Source organism: Rhodanobacter sp. BL-MT-08 (assembly GCF_054161255.1).
Genome location: NZ_CP167872.1, coordinates 1,267,659 through 1,285,153, shown reverse-complemented (window position 1 = coordinate 1,285,153; position 17,495 = coordinate 1,267,659). Strand labels below are relative to the sequence as shown.

The following is a 17,495-nucleotide window of genomic DNA, read 5'->3' as shown; positions in this document are numbered from 1 at the left end:
GAATGCGACAAGTACGCTAAATTGGGAAGTAACGCGCCGGCGATCAGTCGCCGGCTGGTCTGGGCTGCACCACGGGGAAAACACGCATGGCCACGGCTAACGCAGCAAACAAGACGCGCGCACTCGGTGCCCAGCGCGGCGAAGTCAGCAAGCAGACTACCTACGACTGGGTGGCGCTGGACAAGCGCGGCAAGCGCATGAAAGGCGATATGCCGGCCAAGAACGCCTCACTCGTGAAAGCAGAACTGCGCCGTCAGGGCATGAACCCGCAAAGCGTGCGGGAGCGCTCGAAACCCTTATTTGGCGCAACTGGCAAGAAGGTAAAGCCAGTTGACGTAGCCGTTTTCAGTCGCCAGATTGCCACCATGATGGCTTCCGGCGTGCCCATGGTGCAGTCCTTCGACATCATCGCAGACGGCCAGAAAAACATCCGCTTCAAGAATATCCTGCTTGATGTGAAGCAAAACATCGAAGGCGGCGCGGCGCTGCATGAGGCACTCGCCCAGTATCCAGTGCAGTTTGACGAGCTCTACTGCAACCTCGTCCATGCGGGCGAAACGTCCGGCGTATTGGACACCGTGCTGGATACCGTTGCGACGTACAAGGAACGTACCGAAGCGCTTAAGAAGAAAATCAAGAAGGCGCTGTTCTACCCCATGATGGTGCTGGCGGTCGTCTTTGTCGTCATCCTTATCATGTTGCTGTTTGTTGTGCCTGTGTTTGCCAAGACCTTCGAAGATGCTGGCGCTCAGCTTCCTGCACCAACTCAACTGTTGGTAGATTCATCGAAGTTCATGCAGAGTTACTGGTGGATTGTCATCGGTGTCATCGGTGGCAGCATCGCTGCCATTGTCATAGCGAAAAAGCGCTCGCCGAAATTTGCCCACTTTATGGACCGTGTCGCATTGAAGCTTCCGGTCATGGGGGGGATCGTGCGGAACTCGGCGATTGCGAGATTTGCTCGCACGCTTGGCGTGACTTTTCGCGCCGGCGTTCCGCTGGTCGAGGCGCTCGATGCCGTGGCGGGAGCTACCGGCAGCATTGTTTACGGCGATGCCGTGCGCCAGATGCGCGAAGATATTGCCGTAGGCCATCAGCTGCAGCTCGCGATGAAGCAGACCGGCCTTTTCCCCAACATGGTGGTCCAGATGGTCGCCATCGGTGAAGAGTCCGGCGCGCTGGACAATATGCTGTTCAAGGTAGCCGAGTTTTACGAGGATGAAGTCGAGAACGCCGTGGATACGCTTTCCACGCTGCTCGAACCGCTGATCATGGTGGTCCTCGGCACCCTGGTGGGCGGCATCGTGATCGCGCTCTATCTGCCGATCTTCAAGCTCGCCGGCACATTCTAAAATCGCTTCTCCAAAACGCCGCAGAGCTGCCGAGATCCGGTGACTCTGCGGCGTTTTTCGGTCAGGACTAGGCTATGCCCGACATGCCGCTGGTTATCTGGATTGCTTTTGCCGGCATGCTCGGCCTGCTGGTGGGCAGCTTCCTCAACGTCGTGATTCTGCGTCTGCCTGAGCGCATGGCCGCGGCCTGGGAGCAGGAAGCGCGCGATGTGCTGGAGCTTGAAACCGAGCCCTCGCCGCTGCCGCCCGGCATCGTGCGCGAGCCGTCGCACTGCCCCCATTGCAAGCATAGGTTGTCGGCGCGGGACAATATCCCTGTGTTCGGCTGGCTGCTGCTGCGCGGGCGCTGCCGCTACTGCCAGGCGACCATTTCGATCCAGTACCCGCTGGTGGAATTGCTCAGTGGGGTGCTCAGTGCGATGATCGTGTGGAAGTTTGGCCCGTCATGGCCGGCACTGGCGGGACTGACGCTGACCTGGACGCTGATCGCGCTGTCGGGCATCGATTTTCGCACCCAGCTGCTGCCGGATCAGCTGACTTTGCCGCTGCTTTGGCTTGGCTTGTTGCTGGCGCTGCTACCCATGTATGTGACGGCGCCCTCGTCGATTATCGGCGCGGCCATCGGCTATCTGAGCCTGTGGAGCGTCTACTGGCTGTTCAAACTGCTGACCGGTAAGGAAGGCATGGGCTACGGCGACTTCAAGTTGCTGGCGGCGCTCGGCGCCTGGATGGGGCCGGTCGCGTTGCTGCCGATTGTTCTGCTGTCTTCGCTGATTGGCGCACTGGTCGGCGGCAGCCTGATTGTGCTGAACAAGCGCGACAGCCAGATACCGATGCCGTTCGGGCCCTTCATCGCCGCGGCAGGATGGGTCTGGTTCGTGGCGGGCGATCATCTTCTCCATGCGTATATGCAAATGACCGGCCTGCGCTAAGCATGAAGATGGATACGCTGGTGATTGCACTGACCGGTGGCGTTGCGGCAGGAAAAAGCGCCGTGGCCCGACGGTTCGAGGCACTGGGCGTACACGTGCACGATGCCGATCTGTCCGCGCGCGAAGTCGTCGCCCCCGGGACGCCGGGGCTCGCTGCTATCGCCGAGGCATTTGGCGCGAGCGTACTCGACGAGACGGGCAAGCTCGACCGCCGCGCCATGCGCGAGCGCGTGTTCGGCGAACCGGCTGCCCGACGCGTGCTGGAAGCCATTATTCACCCTCTCGTGCGCAACCTGCTGCGCGAGCGCGTTGCTGCGGAGTCGGGGCCTTATTGCCTGCTGGCCATTCCCTTGCTGGCCGAAAACATCAGCCACTACCGCTGGATCAGACACGTGCTGCTGGTGGATGCGCCGGAGTCGCTGCAGCTAAGCAGACTGATAAAGCGCGACGGTATCGATGAAACGCTGGCCAGAAGCATGATGGCACAGCAGGCCAGCCGGGCCGAGCGGCTGGCGCTGGCGGACTACGTCATCGACAACAGTGGCGATGAAGCGTCTCTTGATGCCGCCGTCGCCGAGCTGCATGGGAAATTCCTCGCCTTGGCAGAAAGGGATCGAAGGAACCCAGGGCGCAGCTGACGCCCACGCCACAGCGCTCAGCGCGACCACCATGCGATGGCCATCACGATGCCCTGAGCGCCATTGCGCCTTGTCTGATTCATATCCATCGGACAGAGCTCGCCCACGGCGTACACAGGCAACGACGCGCCTTGCGCTGCCGATCGAAAGGACGACCAGGCTTTTCGCGGGTCGACACCCGAACCCGTGACAAGGTTGCTGTCCAAAGGCAGGGTCGCAAAATCCGCTCGCATCCGGGTGGCCATGGCCAGTTGCGATGCATCCTGACAACTCACGCCAATGAGCTGGGTCCATGGCAACGGCCGTTCCGTTAAACGCGTGCAGTTTTGGATGTCGAGCTGAACACCGATGCCCAACATGCGGGCGCCCTCGATATCGCCATCGAGCACCAGCTGCCCATGGTGCGCTTGAGCGGCGGGCAACAAATCCTGCGCGAGTTCGCGAACGGATTCGGCGGACCAAAGTGGCAGGTGCAGTTGCAGCAGGCGCATGCCCCGCGCGAATGCGGCACTGATCCGCTCCAGCCAAACCTCGCGCTGATCGAGCGTCACGTCTGCAGGCGTCACCGCATAAATCGCCGGAAGCCTCAGCGCCTGCAGGATCGGCCGATCTGCCGGCGTCATGCCCTCTGGATCGATCGACATGGGATAGCACCATTGCAGCGCCTGCCCTTCCAGCGACTGCGGCGTTCCCAGCCACCCGTCGACGCGCCACGCATCCAGCATGAGACAACGATCGTCGTAGGTCCACGGCACGCGAATCAGCGGCTGGGCAGACTGAATCTCGATGCCCAGCTCTTCGCGCAGTTCGCGGGCAAGCGCATCGATTGGCAACTCACCCGCCTCCAGCTTGCCGCCGGGAAATTCCCAGAAGCCGGCAAGGTGTTTCCCCTGCGGCCGCTCGGCCAGCAGCACGCGCCCTTCGCCATCGATCATCAGGCCAGCCATTACATGCATGGCGGCAGGCGCTGCGCGACCGGGACGAAAACGGCGCGGCGATCAGTTGCTGCGCAGATACTCGACCATGTCGAAATCATAGGCATGCTCGGCGTCGGCTTTGTGATGCACGCGCGACACTTCAGTCCACTCGCTGAAATGCGTACCCGGGAAAAACGTATCCGCGCCGTTGATCGCCGCGCTCACCCAGGTCAGATACATGCGGCGAGCCATCGGCAAGGCCTCGGCGAATACCTGACCGCCGCCGATCACCATCAGGCCGGTCTGATCGGTGCGCGCCAGCGCCTCCTCCACCGAGCGCACGGTGATCTGGCCCGGAAACGGCGCCTCATGGCGGCGCGAAAGCACCATGTTGACGCGATCCGGCAGCGCGCGGCCGATGGAAATGGCGGTGTTGTAACCCATCAGCACGTTCTTGCCGGTGGTCAGCTGCTTGAACCAGCGCAGATCGTCGGGCAGATGCCACGGCAGCTCTCCCTTCAGGCCAATGGCGAAGTTCTCATCCAGCGCGGCAATCAACGAAATAGCCATGAAATTCCTTGGGCAGCATGATCAGTGGGGGCTCCTGACCATGGGGGTCAGTGCCGGCGGCGACGCATCTTAGCAGGCCGGCGCGTTGCCGGCTCCGTGGCGCCGGTCAGACGGCTACCGCGCCCTTGATCGCCGGATGAGAGACGTAATTTTCGATCGCCACGTCCTCGTAGCGAAAATCGAAGATCGAACGCACCTCGGGATTGAGCCGCAGCGTGGGAAGCGGGTGAGGCTCGCGCGTTAACTGCAGCTGCGCCTGTTCGACGTGGTTGTTGTACAGGTGGGCATCGCCCAGCGTGTGCACGAAATCGCCTACGCCCAGCCCGCATACCTGGGCCACCATGTGCGTCAGCAGCGCATAACTGGCGATGTTGAATGGCACGCCGAGAAAAATATCGCCCGAGCGCTGGTATAGCTGACAGCTGAGCCTGGCGTCGGCGACGTAGAACTGGAACAGGCTATGACACGGCAGCAAGGCCATTTTTGGCAGCTCGCCGACGTTCCACGCGCTGACTATCAGGCGGCGCGAATCGGGGCTGCGCTTGATCTCGTCGATGACCCAGGCGATCTGGTCGACCACGCCACCGTCCGCCGTCGGCCAGGCGCGCCACTGCTGCCCGTATACCGGGCCCAGGTTGCCGTCGGCATCCGCCCATTCATCCCAGATGCGCACGCCGTTTTCTTTCAGGTAGGCGATATTGGTGTCGCCGCGCAGGAACCAGATCAGCTCGTGCACGATGGATTTGAGGTGCAGCTTTTTCGTCGTTACCAGCGGAAAACCCTGCGCCAGATCGAAGCGCATCTGCCAGCCGAACACGCTGCGTGTACCCGTGCCGGTGCGATCGGATTTCTCGGTGCCGTGCTCAAGCACGTGCCGCAGGAGATCGAGATAGGGACGCATGATCAGGCCTTCGCCGGAACGGCAGCCAGCGGCAGCGTGGGCGCGCGGCGCGACAGCATGATCAGCCATAGCCCGATGACGACCAGCGGCAGCGACTGCAGCTGGCCCATCGTCACCCAGCCAAAGGCCAGATAGCCGAGCTGCGGATCCGGCAGTCGCAGGAATTCCACCGCAATGCGGAAACAGCCGTACAGCAGGGCGAACAGACCCGAGATCAAATAGCGCGGCCGAGGCTTCAGCGACACCAGCCAGATCACCACAAACAGCACCGCACCCTCCAGGGCCATCTCGTACAGCTCGGACGGATGACGCGGCAGACCGCCAAACTGCTGCAACGACGGCAGCCAGGCCGGGTGACTCTCGGCATACGCGACGTCATCCGGTCGCGCATTGGGGAAGATCATGCCCCACGCCAGCGTGGTCGGCTTGCCCCACAGCTCGCCGTTGATGAAGTTGCCCAGTCGCCCCAGGCCCAGGCCAATGGGCACGAGCGGTGCCACGAAGTCGATGGTGTCGAAAAAATGCAGCCCCTGGCGACGCGACCACCACCAGCCGGCCGCCAGCACGCCCAACAGACCACCGTGGAAGCTCATGCCGCCGTCCCACACCTTGAACAACGCCAGCGGCTCTGTCCAGATCCAGCGCGGGCCGCCCGCATAGTAGAACAGCATGTACCAGACCCGGCCGCCGACGATCACACCCATCATGCCGTAGAAAAAAAGATCGCCCAGCGTCTCGCGACTCACCGGCAGTCGACCGCGCCGACGGCGATATTCGCCCAGAAGCGCCACCGCCAGAAATCCCAGCAGGTACATCAGCCCGTACCAGTGCACCTGGATAGGCCCCAGGCCGAAGGCCACCGGGTTGAACTGAACGATAAAAGGCTGGGTCATGGGCAAACCGGGGTGTGGTGAGTGCCCAGTTTAGCGGGACGCCTACCCTCGTTGCAGCGCCATTGTCAGCCGTGCCCCGGCTTGACTAGACTCGGCGCCAATGGTGGCGAGGGTTGGGGAAACATTCGCCACGCACACGGTTACGTTTAGTCAGCCATAAGGGGACATGGATGCTTGCTCAAAGAATGAGGGCCTTGCTGGCCGCTCTGTGCTTGCTGCTACCCGCCGTGGGAGCGGCAGCAGACCTGCTGCCGGTAGAGGATTTCGCAAAACACGCCCAGCTGTCGCTGCCGCGCCTGTCGCCGGATGGACAGTATCTGGCGCTGCGCGTGGATGATGACGGCGGCCAGCACTCGCTGGTCGTCTACAAGATTTCCGACATGAGCGCACCGGTAAGCATGCTGAAGATGCCGAAATACGAGCTGCCGGCGAGTTTCTATTGGGTCAGCACGACCCGTCTGGTGATCATGAAGGGCCAGAAATTCGGCTCGCTCGACAGGCCCGTGCTGACCGGCGAGATCATTGCCACAGACGTCAACGGCAAACATCAGGACTACCTGTACGGTTACCAGGGCGGCGGCAGCCGCGGGGGCACGCGAAATCATGACGAGGGTTATGCCGAATACGACGGCCGGCCGGAACCGGCAAACAACCACTTCTACATGACAACCCATGCATGGAACGCCGACCGCGAGAGCTCGCTCTACGATGTCGACGCCACTGCCAACAAACGTCTTCTGATCGGCAACATCGGCGTCGCCGACATGGACTTCATGGTTGGCGCTGACGGCAAAGCCCACTTTGCCTACGGCATAAATAACGACTACAAATACGTCGTCTATCACCGCGAGGGCAATGGCTGGGGTCAGATGAACACCGCGGAGATGGGTCGAAGCTTTGTGCCGCTCGACTTCACGCCCGACCACCAGCGCATCTATGCCACCTACGCCCTTGAAGGTGGCCCGACTGCCCTGGTCGAAGAGGACGAAAATGGCGGCAACCGCAAATTTCTCGCCAAGGACGATTCCAGCAGCATCGGCGGCATCGAATGGACCGCGCTGCCGCACCGGCCTTTCGCCACGGTGCCTGCCACCGGGCTTCCCAAGGTCAGCTACATCGACCCCAATATGGATGACGCAAAGCTGCACATGGCCCTCAGCCTGAAGTTTCCCGGTGAATCCGTTCACTTCATCAACTACAGCGAAGACGGCGGCCAGCTGCTGTTCGGGATCAGCAGTGACCGCGATCCGGGTGCCTACTATCTGATCGACACGCACACCTACAAGGTACGTAAGCTTTTTGACGTGGCTCCATGGATCGACCCGGCCAAAATGGCCGAACGACGTCCGCTCCGTTTCAAGGCCAGCAGTGGCAACGAACTGGAAGCCATCCTGACCTTTCCAAAGGGCGCCCCCGAAAAGAATCTGCCCATGGTCCTGCTGCCGCACGGCGGTCCCATCGGCGTGCAGGACGATTGGCACTACGACAACGAGGCGCAGTTTCTGGCCAATCGTGGCTATCTGGTCCTGCAGGTGAATTTTCGCGGCTCAAGTGGACGGGGCAACGATTTCATCAGGGCCGGTTACCGCCAATGGGGTACCGGCATTCAGCAAGACCTGATCGATGGCGTGAAATGGGCGATCGGGGAGAAATATGCCGATCCAAATCGCATCTGCGTGTTCGGCGGCAGTTTCGGCGGCTACTCGGCCATGATGGCGGTGATCCGCGCACCTGGCATGTTCAAGTGCGCGGTCGGCTATGCCGGCATCTACGACATGGCCATGCGATACACGAAAGGCGACACCCAGGAGAGCGAGCTCGGTCGCAACGCACTGCGTGTTGAAATGGGGGATGACCCCGCCGACCTCGCAGCCAACTCGCCGGACAAGCTGGCCGATCAGATCAATGTACCGGTGTTTTTGATCCACGGTGAGGACGACCAGCGCGCGCCGTTCGCCCAGGCGAAAGCGATGCGCGCCGCTCTCGATGCAGCCCACAAACAGTATGAATGGATGAGCAAGCCCGGCGAGGGCCACGGTTTCTACGACGAGAAAAACAACATCGAGCTCTACACTCGACTGCAGGCGTTTCTGGAAAAATACATAGGCAAGGGCGCCTGAGCGCATCGTTGATGCCGAACAAAATGGCCGCGCTAGGGTCGGCCATTTTGTTCGGCATCAGAGCAGTACCGGTCGATCCGGCAGCTCGTCGGGATTTTCCCTGCCGTCAATGGGAAAGTGACGCCGCAGCAGCGCGTGGGCGGCAGCGATGCCGGCCAGGCTGCCTTGCCGCCAGCGTCCGCTGGCGTAGTTGTCGCGCATACCGGCGCAGATTTCGTCCCATTCGGACTGCGCAACGCACCTGGCAATGCCGCGGTCGGCGACGATCTCGATGCGCTTTTCGGCCATCAGCACATAGAACAGTACGCCGGTATTGTGCTCGGTATCCCAGACCTGAAGCTGGCCGAACACCTGGCGTGCGCGCAGCTCGGCGTCGACGCCTTCAAGCACCGTCCAGGGCGACAACCGGGACTCGACCGCAAACCGCACTTCGCCCAGATGGCTGCGTTCCCCGTCGGCGATAGCCGCAGTCATCTCCTCCAGCAGCGGCTCGGGAAAACGCCGGCGAATGGCGAACCACGGGCCGAACAGGTTGGTGAGCAGCCGCTGCAATCTCGCCATCACCAGCTCCCCGACGAACCGCCGCCGCCGAAACTGCCGCCGCCGCCGCTGAAGCCACCGCCGCCAAAGCTGCCGCCGCCACCGCCGGAGCCGAACCCACCGCCGCCAAATCCACCCCAACCACCGCCGCCGATAAAGCCGCCGCCACCGCCGCCCGGCAGCAGCATGAGAATGCCGCCCATCAGCGCGCCGATAATGCCGGCGCCGGTCGACACCAGCAGCCACAGCAGGCCGCCGGTTACCAGCGCGCCGATCGGCGCCCGCACCCAGCCACTGGCACGACCGAGCACGCTGCGCAGAAACAGCGCCAGAAACAGACCCATCACCAGACCATGCTGCAGCCCCAGACCGCGGCGCTGCGGCTCTTCATTGCCCTGCACCGGCGGCGGCAGCGGCTCGCCGTTGATCAGCTGGGTCAGCGCACCGACCGCGTCGCTGATACCGCCGAAATAATCGTTGCTGCGGAATTTCGGCGCGATGTATTCGCGGATGATGCGCGCCGTGGCGGCATCGGGAATCGCGCCTTCCAGCCCATAGCCCACTTCGATGCGCACATGCCGATTGTTCTTGGCTACCAGCAGCAGCACGCCGTCATCGGTTCCCTTGCGGCCGATCTTGTTGGCCTCGGCCACGGCCAGCGAGTAAGCCTCGATGTCCTGCGGCTCGGTGGTGCCGACCATCAGCACCACGAGCTGGGCGCCCTTGGTCTTTTCCAGCGATACCAGCTGCGCATCCAGCTGATCGACCTGCTGCGCGCTGAGCGTGCCGGTGAGGTCGGTGACGTGACGGGTGAGCTGGGGCGCCGGCGCATCGGCCGCGTGCAGCAAAACCGGCGACAGCAGCGACATCGCCGCTATCCACAGCAGGCGCGACAGCCGCCGGTGCATGGTCAATGTGCCGAAGCGGCGGGCGCTGGCGTGCTGCCGCCAAAGTCCACGGTGGGCGCCGTGGAAATGGCCTTCTCGTTGTCCACGCTGAAATTCGGCTTGATCGTATAGCCAAACATTTTGGCGGTGAGGTTGTTCGGAAACGTGCGGATCATCGAGTTGTAGTCGGCCACCGACTGGATGTAGCGGTTCCGCGCCACGGTCACCCGGTTTTCGGTGCCTTCGAGCTGCGCCTGCAGGTTCTGGAACAGACCGTCGGCCTTCAGCTGCGGATAGTTTTCGCTGACCACCATCAGCCGCGACAGCGCGCCGCCCAGCTCGCCCTGCGCGGCCTGGAACTGCTTCAGCTTTTCCGGATCGTTAATCGTGTCGGCATTGACCTGCAGGCTACCGACCTTGGCGCGCGCGTTGGTCACCTCGACGAAGACCTTTTCTTCGTGCTGCGCGTAGCCCTTCACCGTATTGACCAGGTTCGGCACCAGATCGGCGCGCCGCTGGTACTGGTTCAGCACTTCGGACCAGGCCTGCTTGACCGCCTCGTCCTGCCGCTGCATGGCGTTGTAGCCGCAGCCCGAGAGGCCGCCGAGGACCAGCAAAAGCACGAGTGCGCGCAAGGTTTTCATCGAAAATTTCCCGTTCCGGATAGGGCACCATTGCAGCACCCCTGCTGCGCAGACGCAATAAATTGCTGCGCCGGGATTGCCGAAACCGGTTGCAGGCGGCTGCGCCAGTCAGAACCAGCGCGGCAGCAGGATCAAACCCCAGCTCAGCACGACCAGCACCAGCAGCACGAAGACCGCCGCCGAGCCCATGTCCTTGGCACGGCCGGCCAGCTCATGGAATTCGGGACTGACCTTGTCGACCACCGCCTCGATGGCCGAGTTGAGCAGCTCGGCCGACAGCACCAGCATCGGCGGAAACACCAGCGCCAGCTTCTCCAGCGCGCCGTTGCCCAGCCACAGGCCGAGCGGAATCAGCGCGATGGCAAGGCACGCCTCTAGCCGAAATGACGCCTCGTGCCGCCAGCCCGCGCGGAAGCCCTTCATCGACCACTGGAAAGCCATCCAGAGCTGCCGGGGACCGCGAAACCCCTCGGCCGCCATCAGTCGACCTCGACCAGGGGGAGCGAAACGGCGACGGCTCGACAGTGCGGGCGCCCCGCCAAAGGCCCCTGGCGTCGGTCACCCCGGCAAGCGCTGGGCGCGAAGCGGTGAGCGCAAAGATCAACGTGACGACACATACGGTCCCTGGTTCCAGCGGTTCTTAGAGGCGGCGAGCGGCGAATCGGCCCCGCTTTAGTCAATAAAGGCAGCACCCAATGATGCCACAAGCGTCGAAGCACACGATTCGCCGCAGGGCGCGGGCCCGCGGGAGCAAGCCCGTACAGGCGCGTGCCGGTCATACATACGCATGCTGCAGTGCTGCGACGTCAAAATGGCGAATGGGTTACGCTTCGGCGGATGTAATTCGTCCCAAGGTCGCTTCGCACAGGGGATGCCGCGGCAGCGCCGGGGCCAGAACCACGTATTCGAATCACGCACGGAAACTCCATGGCACTTCAGAATCCGCCCGTTTCGCAAAACCGCTCCTTCAGCGCCGTCTTCCTGATTGAAATGTGGGAGCGCTTCGGCTTCTACGGCATGCAGGTGCTGATGGTCACCTTCCTGATGAAGAAGCTCGGCTTCGTCGACACCAAGGCCAACCTGGTCTGGGGCGCAGCGGCTGCACTGATTTACGCCACGCCCGCCATCGGCGGCTGGGTCGGCGACAAGCTGCTCGGCACGCGCCGCACCATGCTAATCGGTGCCACCGTGCTGGCGCTGGGCTACGCGATGCTGTGGATTCCCACCAACAACCCGTACATGGTGTATTGCGCGCTGGGCGTCATCGTCGTCGGCAACGGTTTCTTCAAGCCGAACGCGGGCAACCTGGTGCGCAAGATTTACGAGGGCGACGAAACCCGCATCGACAGTGCGTTCACCATCTACTACATGGCGGTGAACATCGGCTCGATGATCTCGATGACGCTGACGCCGTGGATTCGCAACGTGGTCAGCGCGAAGTACGGCGACGACATGGGCTGGCATACGGCCTTCGGCGTCTGCTCGATCGGCCTGATCCTGGGCCTGATCAATTACGTGTTCATGCGCCGCGCGCTGGCGCATATCGGCTCGCCGGCAGATGAGCGCCCGATGGATCTTCGCCGCGCTCTGCCCGTTTTCGCGGCAGGCATCGTGCTGGTCTTCGTCGTCGCCTTCATCCTGCAGAGCCAGGCGGTCGCCAGAGCCTGCGTGTATACCGCCGGCGTGATCATTCTGTTTGTGTTCGCGCACCTGATCCGCAGCAGCCAGAAGAACGAGCGCGCCGGTCTGATCGCCGCGCTGGTGCTGACGGTACAGACGATCTTCTTCTTCATCTTCTACTCGCAGATGGCGACGTCGCTGAACCTATTTGCACAGCACAACGTGAACTTGTCGTTCGACCTGTTCGGCACGCACCTTTTCACCTGGATTCCGGAGCAGTTCCAGAACCTCAACGCCATCTGGATCGTGATCCTCAGCCCGATTCTCGTGCTGATCTACAACACGCTCGGCCGCGTCGGCAAGGACCCGTCCATCGCGTTCAAATTTGCGCTGGGCTTCGCCGCCGTCGCGGTCGGATTTTTCATGTACGGCCTGGGCGCGCACTCGGCGGTCAATGGTCAGGTGTCGTCGTGGACGATGGTATGGGGCTACGGCTGGTACTCGCTGGGTGAAATGCTGGTCAGTGGCCTGGGGCTGGCGATGATCGCGCGCTACGTGCCCTCGCGCATGGGCGGCTTCATGATGGGTGCATACTACGTCGCCGTCGGCCTGTCGCAGTATCTGGGCAGCATGGTAGCCAACGCGGCGCATATCCCCGACAACATCACCGATCCGGTTCAGTCGCTGGCGATCTACGTGAGCCTGTTCAACAAGCTCGGCTTTGTCGGCATCGCCTGCGTGGTGATCGCGCTGGTCATGCTGCCGATCATGAACCGGCTCTCGGCCAGCCATTCCGACCCGGCGGTCAACCATCATCCGCTGCCCGCCGTTCACAGCGAAGAGTTCGACAACCGCGCCTGATGCCCGACCCGCCCGCCGCTCGCGCGGCGGGTTCTGCCGGACGCCGCACCCTTTAAGAGGAAGCCATGACGCGACGTCCAGCCCAGCGCATCGGCCCATACGCACTCACGCGCATGCTGGCGTGGTTGCGCATCTGCGCCATTGCCGGGCAGAGCGTCGCCGTGCTTTTCTGCGCGTGGTGGCTGCATCTGCAAATTCCACTCCTGCCGCTGCTGGTCGGCGTGGGCCTGCTGGCCGTGTTTGCGGTGTTTGCGGCGTGGCGTCTGAGCCAGCCCTCGCCGATGCGCGAGTGGGAAACGGTCGGCCATGTTGCCGCAGACATGCTGGTGCTCGGCTACCTGCTGTATTTCACCGGCGGCGCGAGCAACCCATTCATCACGCTATTGCTGGTTCCCATTGCGCTGAGCGCCGCGGCGTTATCAGCACGAGCGCTGCTGACAGTGTCTGCGCTGGCGGGCATCGTGTACGTGATTTTGCTGAACTGGCACGTTGCATTGCCGATGCCGATGCACGACAACGCGCACGGCCGCCTCACATTGAATGAGGCCGGCACCGGCGTGAACCTGCTGATCAGCGCGCTGCTGCTCGGCTTTTTCATCAACCGGCTATCGCACGCCCTGCGCCTGCAGCAGACCGAGGTGCAGCGGGTGCGCGAGCGTGCGCTGCGCGATGAGGGCATTCTGGCCATTGCCACACAGGCGGCCGGCGCGGCGCACGAACTCAACACGCCGCTGTCGACCATGCTGACCCTGCTGCCGGAGCTGCGCCGCGACTACGCGGCCGACCAGCTTCTGTCCGAAGATCTGCTGCTGCTGCAGGATCAGGTCAACCGCTGCCGCACAATTCTTCGGGAGATGGTCGCCTTCGGCAAGGCGCAGCTGTCGCAGGAACCGGAGCGATTGACGGTCGCCCAGTTCATCCACGGCTGCCTGGAGCGCTTCCAGCTGCTGCGGCCGGAAGCGGATGTTTCGCTGGTGCTGGACGACAATACCGCGCGCACCGTGCTGCGCACCCCGCCCGGCCTGCGGCACGCGCTGCTCAACCTGCTCAACAACGCGGCGGACGCCTCTGCCAGCCGCAATTCGCAGCTGGTCGCGCTGATCGTGGTGCGTGAGGGCAGCTGGCTGCAGCTGTGCGTGCGCGACAACGGCCCGGGCTTTGCCGTCACCGGCGAACTGGCCCTGATCGGCGATTCGCAGAAGCAGACCGGCCTGGGTATTGGCCTTGCTTTGGCAGAAGCCACCGCCGAGCGCCTCAACGGCGAGCTGATCGCCGGCAACACCGAACACGGCGCGGAGATGTGCCTGCGCCTGCCGCTGGCGGTGATCGCCGACCGCTGAATGGCTGTTTTGCCTGGGTGATGAGGGCGACGACGTGAAAGCGACGCCACATAAGTACACAATAGGCACTGATCCGCCTGAAAGAAGCGACGCCATGAATGATTCCGCCAACCTCGCACCGAACGCCGCCGCATCGGGCACCGCTGCGTTGGCCCCCGCAACGATCACCCGGCCTCTGCTGCTGATCGACGATGACGCCACTTTCGTGCGCGTGCTGGCGCGGGCGCTGGCCTCGCGCGGATTCGAAGTGCTCACCGCTACCAACTTCGATGAAGCGCGCGCGCTCTCACGCCGGCACCATCCGCGCTACTGCGTGCTCGATCTCAAGCTGGGCGAGGAAAACGGCCTGCGCCTGATTCCCGAACTGCACGCGCTGGTACCCGATATCCGCGTGCTTCTGCTGACCGGCTACGCCTCGATCGCTACCGCCGTGGAAGCGATCAAGCGCGGCGCACATGACTACCTGGCCAAGCCGGTAGACGCCGACGCCGTCGTCCGCGCCCTGCTCGACGGCGACAACGCCGATGGTGAGGAAAGCGATCCGCCCGACGCGCCCGAAGCGCCACTCGCTCTGCGCCGACTCGAGTGGGAACACATCCAGCGCGTGCTCACCGAATGCGACGGCAACATCTCCGAAACCGCCCGCCGCCTCGGCATGCATCGCCGCACCCTGCAGCGCAAGCTGAGCAAACATCCTGTGCGTGAGAGACCGGAGCGGGAAGACTGAACGTCGGGGGCCGACCACGAAAACTTCTGCTCACCCCATATCCGGAAAGACTCCACTGACCACCGATCAATCCGTCGTATCCTAGGCAGCTGACTCAACTGCAGGAACCGGCAATGGACAAGGTGTTTGCAACGGCGGCAGCCGCCCTCGAAGGACTACTGGTTGATGGCATGACCATCGCCGCCGGCGGTTTTGGCCTGTGCGGTATTCCGGAGAACCTGATCGGCGCGCTGCTCGCTGCCGGCACCAAGGAGCTGACCATTGTCGGCAACAACGCCGGCGTGGACGACTTCGGCATGGGTCCACTGCTGAAGACACATCAGGTGAAGCGCGTTTACGCCTCGTACGTGGGCGAAAACAAGGAGTTCGAGCGTCAGGTACTGGCCGGCGAGCTGGAGCTGCATTTGACGCCGCAGGGCACGCTGGCCGAGAAGCTGCGCGCCGGCGGCGCGGGCATTCCCGGTTTCTACACGCGCACCGGTTTCGGTACCAAGCTGGCCGAGGGCAAGGAGACCAAGTTATTCCGCGACAAGGAGTACGTGCTGGAGGAAGCGATCCATGCCGACCTGTCGATCGTCAAGGCGTGGAAGGGCGACGCACACGGCAATCTTCTGTTTCGCGAAACCGCACGCAACTTTAATCCGATGATCGCCACCTGCGGCAAGGTCTGCGTGGCCGAGGTCGAGCATCTGGTTGCCGTGGGTGAGCTCGATCCGGACAACATCCACGTGCCGGGCATCTACGTCGACCGCATCATCCAGGGCGAGAAATACGAGAAGCGTATCGAATTCCGTACAGTGGCCGGCGCCAACACCGGCAAGGAAAGCCCGGTGCGCACGGCGATGGCCAAGCGTGCCGCCAAAGAACTGCGCGACGGCTTCTACGTCAATCTGGGCATCGGCATTCCGACCCTGGTGGCCAACTTCATTCCCAATGGCATCGACGTCACGCTGCAGTCGGAAAACGGCCTGCTCGGCATCGGCCCGTTTCCCGACGAGGCGAATGTCGATCCCGACCTGATCAACGCCGGCAAGCAGACCATCACCACCCTGCCGGGCTCGAGCTTTTTCTCCAGCGCCGATTCGTTCGCGATGATACGTGGCGGCCATATCGACCTGTCGATTCTCGGTGGGCTTGAAGTCTCTGCCACCGGCGATCTGGCCAACTGGATGGTGCCGGGCAAGATGGTCAAAGGTCCGGGCGGCGCGATGGATCTGGTCAGCGGCGTGAAGCGCGTGGTGGTGCTGATGGAACACAACGCCAAAGACGGCACGCCGAAAATCCGCGAGGCGTGCGAGCTGCCGCTCACCGGCAAGCAGGTGGTCGATTTGATCATCACCGACCTGTGCGTGTTCGAAGTCGCCAAAGGTCAGGGGCTGACGCTGATCGAGTTGAACGACGGCGTGACCGTTGACGAGGTGAAGCAGAAGACCGGTTGTAGTTTCACCGTTGCCCCGGACTTGCAGCGCTAAGCCACCACAAGATCACTGCGCGTGTAGACGGCACGCGCAGCGAGGCGTGCTGCTCAGGCTTCGACGGGTTCCGCAGGCAAGGGCTTCGGGAAACGGATGCGCGCGACGTTTTCCTGCCCCGGCTTCGTCTGCAGCTCCAGCGGCCAGGAGAACCGGTCGCTGATCCGCTGCGCGATGGCCAGCTCGAAACCATGTCTGTCGGCGCCGAACACGCGCACCGGATGTGCGGCGACGCTGGCGGGGTTCGGATCGGCGTGGTTGCTCACCGTCACCGCACCGGGCAGCACGGTGATCACGACGCGTCCCTGTTCGGTCTGCTGACAGGCATTGCGGATCAGTTGCCAGCACAGCACCGAAAACACGCGGCGTGAACCCTGCAGGGCAAAGCGTGCGGGCTCTTCCAGTTCGAGTTCGATCGGTCGACCCGCGAGCAGCATGCGCGCGGCGTCGAGCTCATGCACCAGCACGTCGTTGACCACGAAACGCTCGCTGTCCACGCCGGTGTCGGCTTCGCGTGCAAGGATCAGCAGGGCATCGACCACCGTCTCCATCTCGCGCGTGGCGCGCTGGATACGGCGCACCGAGCGCTCGCCGAAGTCGCTGAGGTTTTCCTCGTCGGCCAGCATGTCGATCGACATCTTGATCACGGTAAGCGGGCTGCGCAGCTCGTGGCTGGCGTCGCGGGTGAAGTTGCGCTCGCGCTGGTTGTAATCGGAAATGCGGCTCAACAGACCGTGCAGGCCCTTGTGCAGCTGGGCAATGTCCGCATCGGTGCCGCGTGCAAGCTTGTCAGGACTGAGAGAATCCGAGTCGCCGCCGGACTCGTCCCAGGTGGCGATCGCCATCGCCAGCGAGCTGATCGGACGCCACTCCCGCTGCGTAGCCATAAACCCCAGCGCGATAACGATCACGATGACCGCCAGCACCGCGGCCAGCGGCGCGACGTTGTAAGCACCCATCACGCAGGTGATTACCACCGCAACCATCTGCAGCGTAAACACCCACGCAATCCGGCGCTTGAAGGCGCCGGTGCGGAACGTTGGTACGGCGTCGGCCTTGCTTGTCATCTAATTGACCATCG

General features: G+C 63.0%; 17 protein-coding genes. 8 read left to right on the top strand and 9 right to left on the bottom strand.

The features are described 5' to 3' along the window. Window positions 1–86: 86 nt before the first annotated feature. The 3 genes from ACDK93_RS05400 to coaE all read left to right on the top strand — a co-directional run bounded on the left by ACDK93_RS05400 (window position 87) and on the right by coaE (window position 2,922). A complete protein-coding gene (locus tag ACDK93_RS05400) occupies window positions 87–1,352 on the top strand; it encodes a type II secretion system F family protein (RefSeq protein ID WP_458071578.1) in 1,266 nt (421 codons plus the stop codon). 74 nt (window positions 1,353–1,426) lie between these two features. Continuing rightward, window positions 1,427–2,284, top strand: coding sequence for a prepilin peptidase (locus ACDK93_RS05395; protein WP_458071577.1), 858 nt, complete (start codon window positions 1,427–1,429; stop codon window positions 2,282–2,284). Between the two features lie 2 nt (window positions 2,285–2,286). Next, complete coding sequence (gene coaE / locus ACDK93_RS05390; RefSeq protein WP_458071576.1) at window positions 2,287–2,922, top strand: dephospho-CoA kinase; 636 nt, start codon at window positions 2,287–2,289, stop codon at window positions 2,920–2,922. Window positions 2,923–2,939: 17 nt separating this feature from the next. Here coaE and ACDK93_RS05385 read toward each other — a convergent pair whose 3' ends face one another. From ACDK93_RS05385 to lgt, 4 genes are all read right to left on the bottom strand, one after another. Then, window positions 2,940–3,869, bottom strand: coding sequence for a Nudix family hydrolase (locus ACDK93_RS05385; RefSeq protein WP_458071575.1), 930 nt, complete (start codon window positions 3,867–3,869; stop codon window positions 2,940–2,942). A gap of 51 nt (window positions 3,870–3,920) precedes the next feature. Beyond that, on the bottom strand, window positions 3,921–4,409 hold the full coding sequence (locus ACDK93_RS05380; protein ID WP_179477428.1) for a dihydrofolate reductase: 489 nt from the start codon (window positions 4,407–4,409) through the stop codon (window positions 3,921–3,923). Window positions 4,410–4,515: 106 nt separating this feature from the next. After that, window positions 4,516–5,310, bottom strand: coding sequence for a thymidylate synthase (locus ACDK93_RS05375; protein ID WP_458071574.1), 795 nt, complete (start codon window positions 5,308–5,310; stop codon window positions 4,516–4,518). Between the two features lie 2 nt (window positions 5,311–5,312). Continuing rightward, on the bottom strand, window positions 5,313–6,203 hold the full coding sequence (gene lgt / locus ACDK93_RS05370) for a prolipoprotein diacylglyceryl transferase (protein WP_458071573.1): 891 nt from the start codon (window positions 6,201–6,203) through the stop codon (window positions 5,313–5,315). A 185-nt stretch (window positions 6,204–6,388) separates the two neighbouring features. Between lgt and ACDK93_RS05365 the strand changes: the two genes are divergently transcribed. After that, window positions 6,389–8,323 (top strand): alpha/beta hydrolase family protein, encoded by a 1,935-nt coding sequence (locus ACDK93_RS05365; RefSeq protein ID WP_458071572.1) that lies wholly within the window; start codon window positions 6,389–6,391, stop codon window positions 8,321–8,323. A gap of 57 nt (window positions 8,324–8,380) precedes the next feature. Here the strand turns inward: ACDK93_RS05365 and ACDK93_RS05360 are convergent, their stop codons facing one another. The 4 genes from ACDK93_RS05360 to ACDK93_RS05345 form a co-directional block, all read right to left on the bottom strand. Next, window positions 8,381–8,884, bottom strand: coding sequence for a TPM domain-containing protein (locus ACDK93_RS05360; protein ID WP_458071571.1), 504 nt, complete (start codon window positions 8,882–8,884; stop codon window positions 8,381–8,383). After that, complete coding sequence (locus tag ACDK93_RS05355; RefSeq protein WP_458071570.1) at window positions 8,884–9,771, bottom strand: TPM domain-containing protein; 888 nt, start codon at window positions 9,769–9,771, stop codon at window positions 8,884–8,886. Before ACDK93_RS05355 ends, ACDK93_RS05360 begins: the two co-directional genes overlap by 1 nt. A gap of 2 nt (window positions 9,772–9,773) precedes the next feature. After that, complete coding sequence (locus ACDK93_RS05350) at window positions 9,774–10,394, bottom strand: LemA family protein (RefSeq protein ID WP_458071569.1); 621 nt, start codon at window positions 10,392–10,394, stop codon at window positions 9,774–9,776. A 108-nt stretch (window positions 10,395–10,502) separates the two neighbouring features. Next, window positions 10,503–10,874 carry a diacylglycerol kinase gene (locus ACDK93_RS05345; RefSeq protein WP_458071568.1) on the bottom strand — a complete coding sequence of 124 codons (372 nt, stop codon included), beginning with the start codon at window positions 10,872–10,874 and terminating at the stop codon, window positions 10,503–10,505. Between the two features lie 447 nt (window positions 10,875–11,321). Here ACDK93_RS05345 and ACDK93_RS05340 point away from each other — a divergent pair, with 447 nt between their 5' ends. From ACDK93_RS05340 to ACDK93_RS05325, 4 genes are all read left to right on the top strand, one after another. Beyond that, on the top strand, window positions 11,322–12,875 hold the full coding sequence (locus ACDK93_RS05340; protein WP_458071567.1) for a peptide MFS transporter: 1,554 nt from the start codon (window positions 11,322–11,324) through the stop codon (window positions 12,873–12,875). 65 nt (window positions 12,876–12,940) lie between these two features. Further along, window positions 12,941–14,215, top strand: coding sequence for an ATP-binding protein (locus tag ACDK93_RS05335; RefSeq protein WP_458071566.1), 1,275 nt, complete (start codon window positions 12,941–12,943; stop codon window positions 14,213–14,215). A gap of 94 nt (window positions 14,216–14,309) precedes the next feature. Then, window positions 14,310–14,942, top strand: a complete 633-nt coding sequence (locus ACDK93_RS05330; RefSeq protein ID WP_458071565.1) for a response regulator transcription factor — start codon at window positions 14,310–14,312, stop codon at window positions 14,940–14,942. A gap of 113 nt (window positions 14,943–15,055) precedes the next feature. Further along, window positions 15,056–16,414: a 3-oxoacid CoA-transferase gene (locus tag ACDK93_RS05325; protein WP_458071564.1), complete on the top strand. Its 1,359-nt coding sequence runs from the start codon at window positions 15,056–15,058 to the stop codon at window positions 16,412–16,414. A 53-nt stretch (window positions 16,415–16,467) separates the two neighbouring features. Here the strand turns inward: ACDK93_RS05325 and ACDK93_RS05320 are convergent, their stop codons facing one another. Next, on the bottom strand, window positions 16,468–17,481 hold the full coding sequence (locus ACDK93_RS05320) for a sensor histidine kinase (protein ID WP_458071563.1): 1,014 nt from the start codon (window positions 17,479–17,481) through the stop codon (window positions 16,468–16,470). Window positions 17,482–17,495: the final 14 nt, after the last annotated feature.

Excerpts from the sequence above, each read along its gene's own strand:
- ACDK93_RS05400 (WP_458071578.1), top strand. The coding sequence starts at position 87 with ATGGCCACGGCTAACGCAGCAAACAAGACGCGCGCACTCGGTGCCCAG.
- ACDK93_RS05395 (WP_458071577.1), top strand. The coding sequence starts at position 1,427 with ATGCCCGACATGCCGCTGGTTATCTGGATTGCTTTTGCCGGCATGCTC.
- coaE (WP_458071576.1), top strand. The coding sequence starts at position 2,287 with ATGAAGATGGATACGCTGGTGATTGCACTGACCGGTGGCGTTGCGGCA.
- ACDK93_RS05385 (WP_458071575.1), bottom strand. The coding sequence starts at position 3,869 with ATGGCTGGCCTGATGATCGATGGCGAAGGGCGCGTGCTGCTGGCCGAG.
- ACDK93_RS05380 (WP_179477428.1), bottom strand. The coding sequence starts at position 4,409 with ATGGCTATTTCGTTGATTGCCGCGCTGGATGAGAACTTCGCCATTGGC.
- ACDK93_RS05375 (WP_458071574.1), bottom strand. The coding sequence starts at position 5,310 with ATGCGTCCCTATCTCGATCTCCTGCGGCACGTGCTTGAGCACGGCACC.
- lgt (WP_458071573.1), bottom strand. The coding sequence starts at position 6,203 with ATGACCCAGCCTTTTATCGTTCAGTTCAACCCGGTGGCCTTCGGCCTG.
- ACDK93_RS05365 (WP_458071572.1), top strand. The coding sequence starts at position 6,389 with ATGAGGGCCTTGCTGGCCGCTCTGTGCTTGCTGCTACCCGCCGTGGGA.
- ACDK93_RS05360 (WP_458071571.1), bottom strand. The coding sequence starts at position 8,884 with ATGGCGAGATTGCAGCGGCTGCTCACCAACCTGTTCGGCCCGTGGTTC.
- ACDK93_RS05355 (WP_458071570.1), bottom strand. The coding sequence starts at position 9,771 with ATGCACCGGCGGCTGTCGCGCCTGCTGTGGATAGCGGCGATGTCGCTG.
- ACDK93_RS05350 (WP_458071569.1), bottom strand. The coding sequence starts at position 10,394 with ATGAAAACCTTGCGCGCACTCGTGCTTTTGCTGGTCCTCGGCGGCCTC.
- ACDK93_RS05345 (WP_458071568.1), bottom strand. The coding sequence starts at position 10,874 with ATGGCGGCCGAGGGGTTTCGCGGTCCCCGGCAGCTCTGGATGGCTTTC.
- ACDK93_RS05340 (WP_458071567.1), top strand. The coding sequence starts at position 11,322 with ATGGCACTTCAGAATCCGCCCGTTTCGCAAAACCGCTCCTTCAGCGCC.
- ACDK93_RS05335 (WP_458071566.1), top strand. The coding sequence starts at position 12,941 with ATGACGCGACGTCCAGCCCAGCGCATCGGCCCATACGCACTCACGCGC.
- ACDK93_RS05330 (WP_458071565.1), top strand. The coding sequence starts at position 14,310 with ATGAATGATTCCGCCAACCTCGCACCGAACGCCGCCGCATCGGGCACC.
- ACDK93_RS05325 (WP_458071564.1), top strand. The coding sequence starts at position 15,056 with ATGGACAAGGTGTTTGCAACGGCGGCAGCCGCCCTCGAAGGACTACTG.
- ACDK93_RS05320 (WP_458071563.1), bottom strand. The coding sequence starts at position 17,481 with ATGACAAGCAAGGCCGACGCCGTACCAACGTTCCGCACCGGCGCCTTC.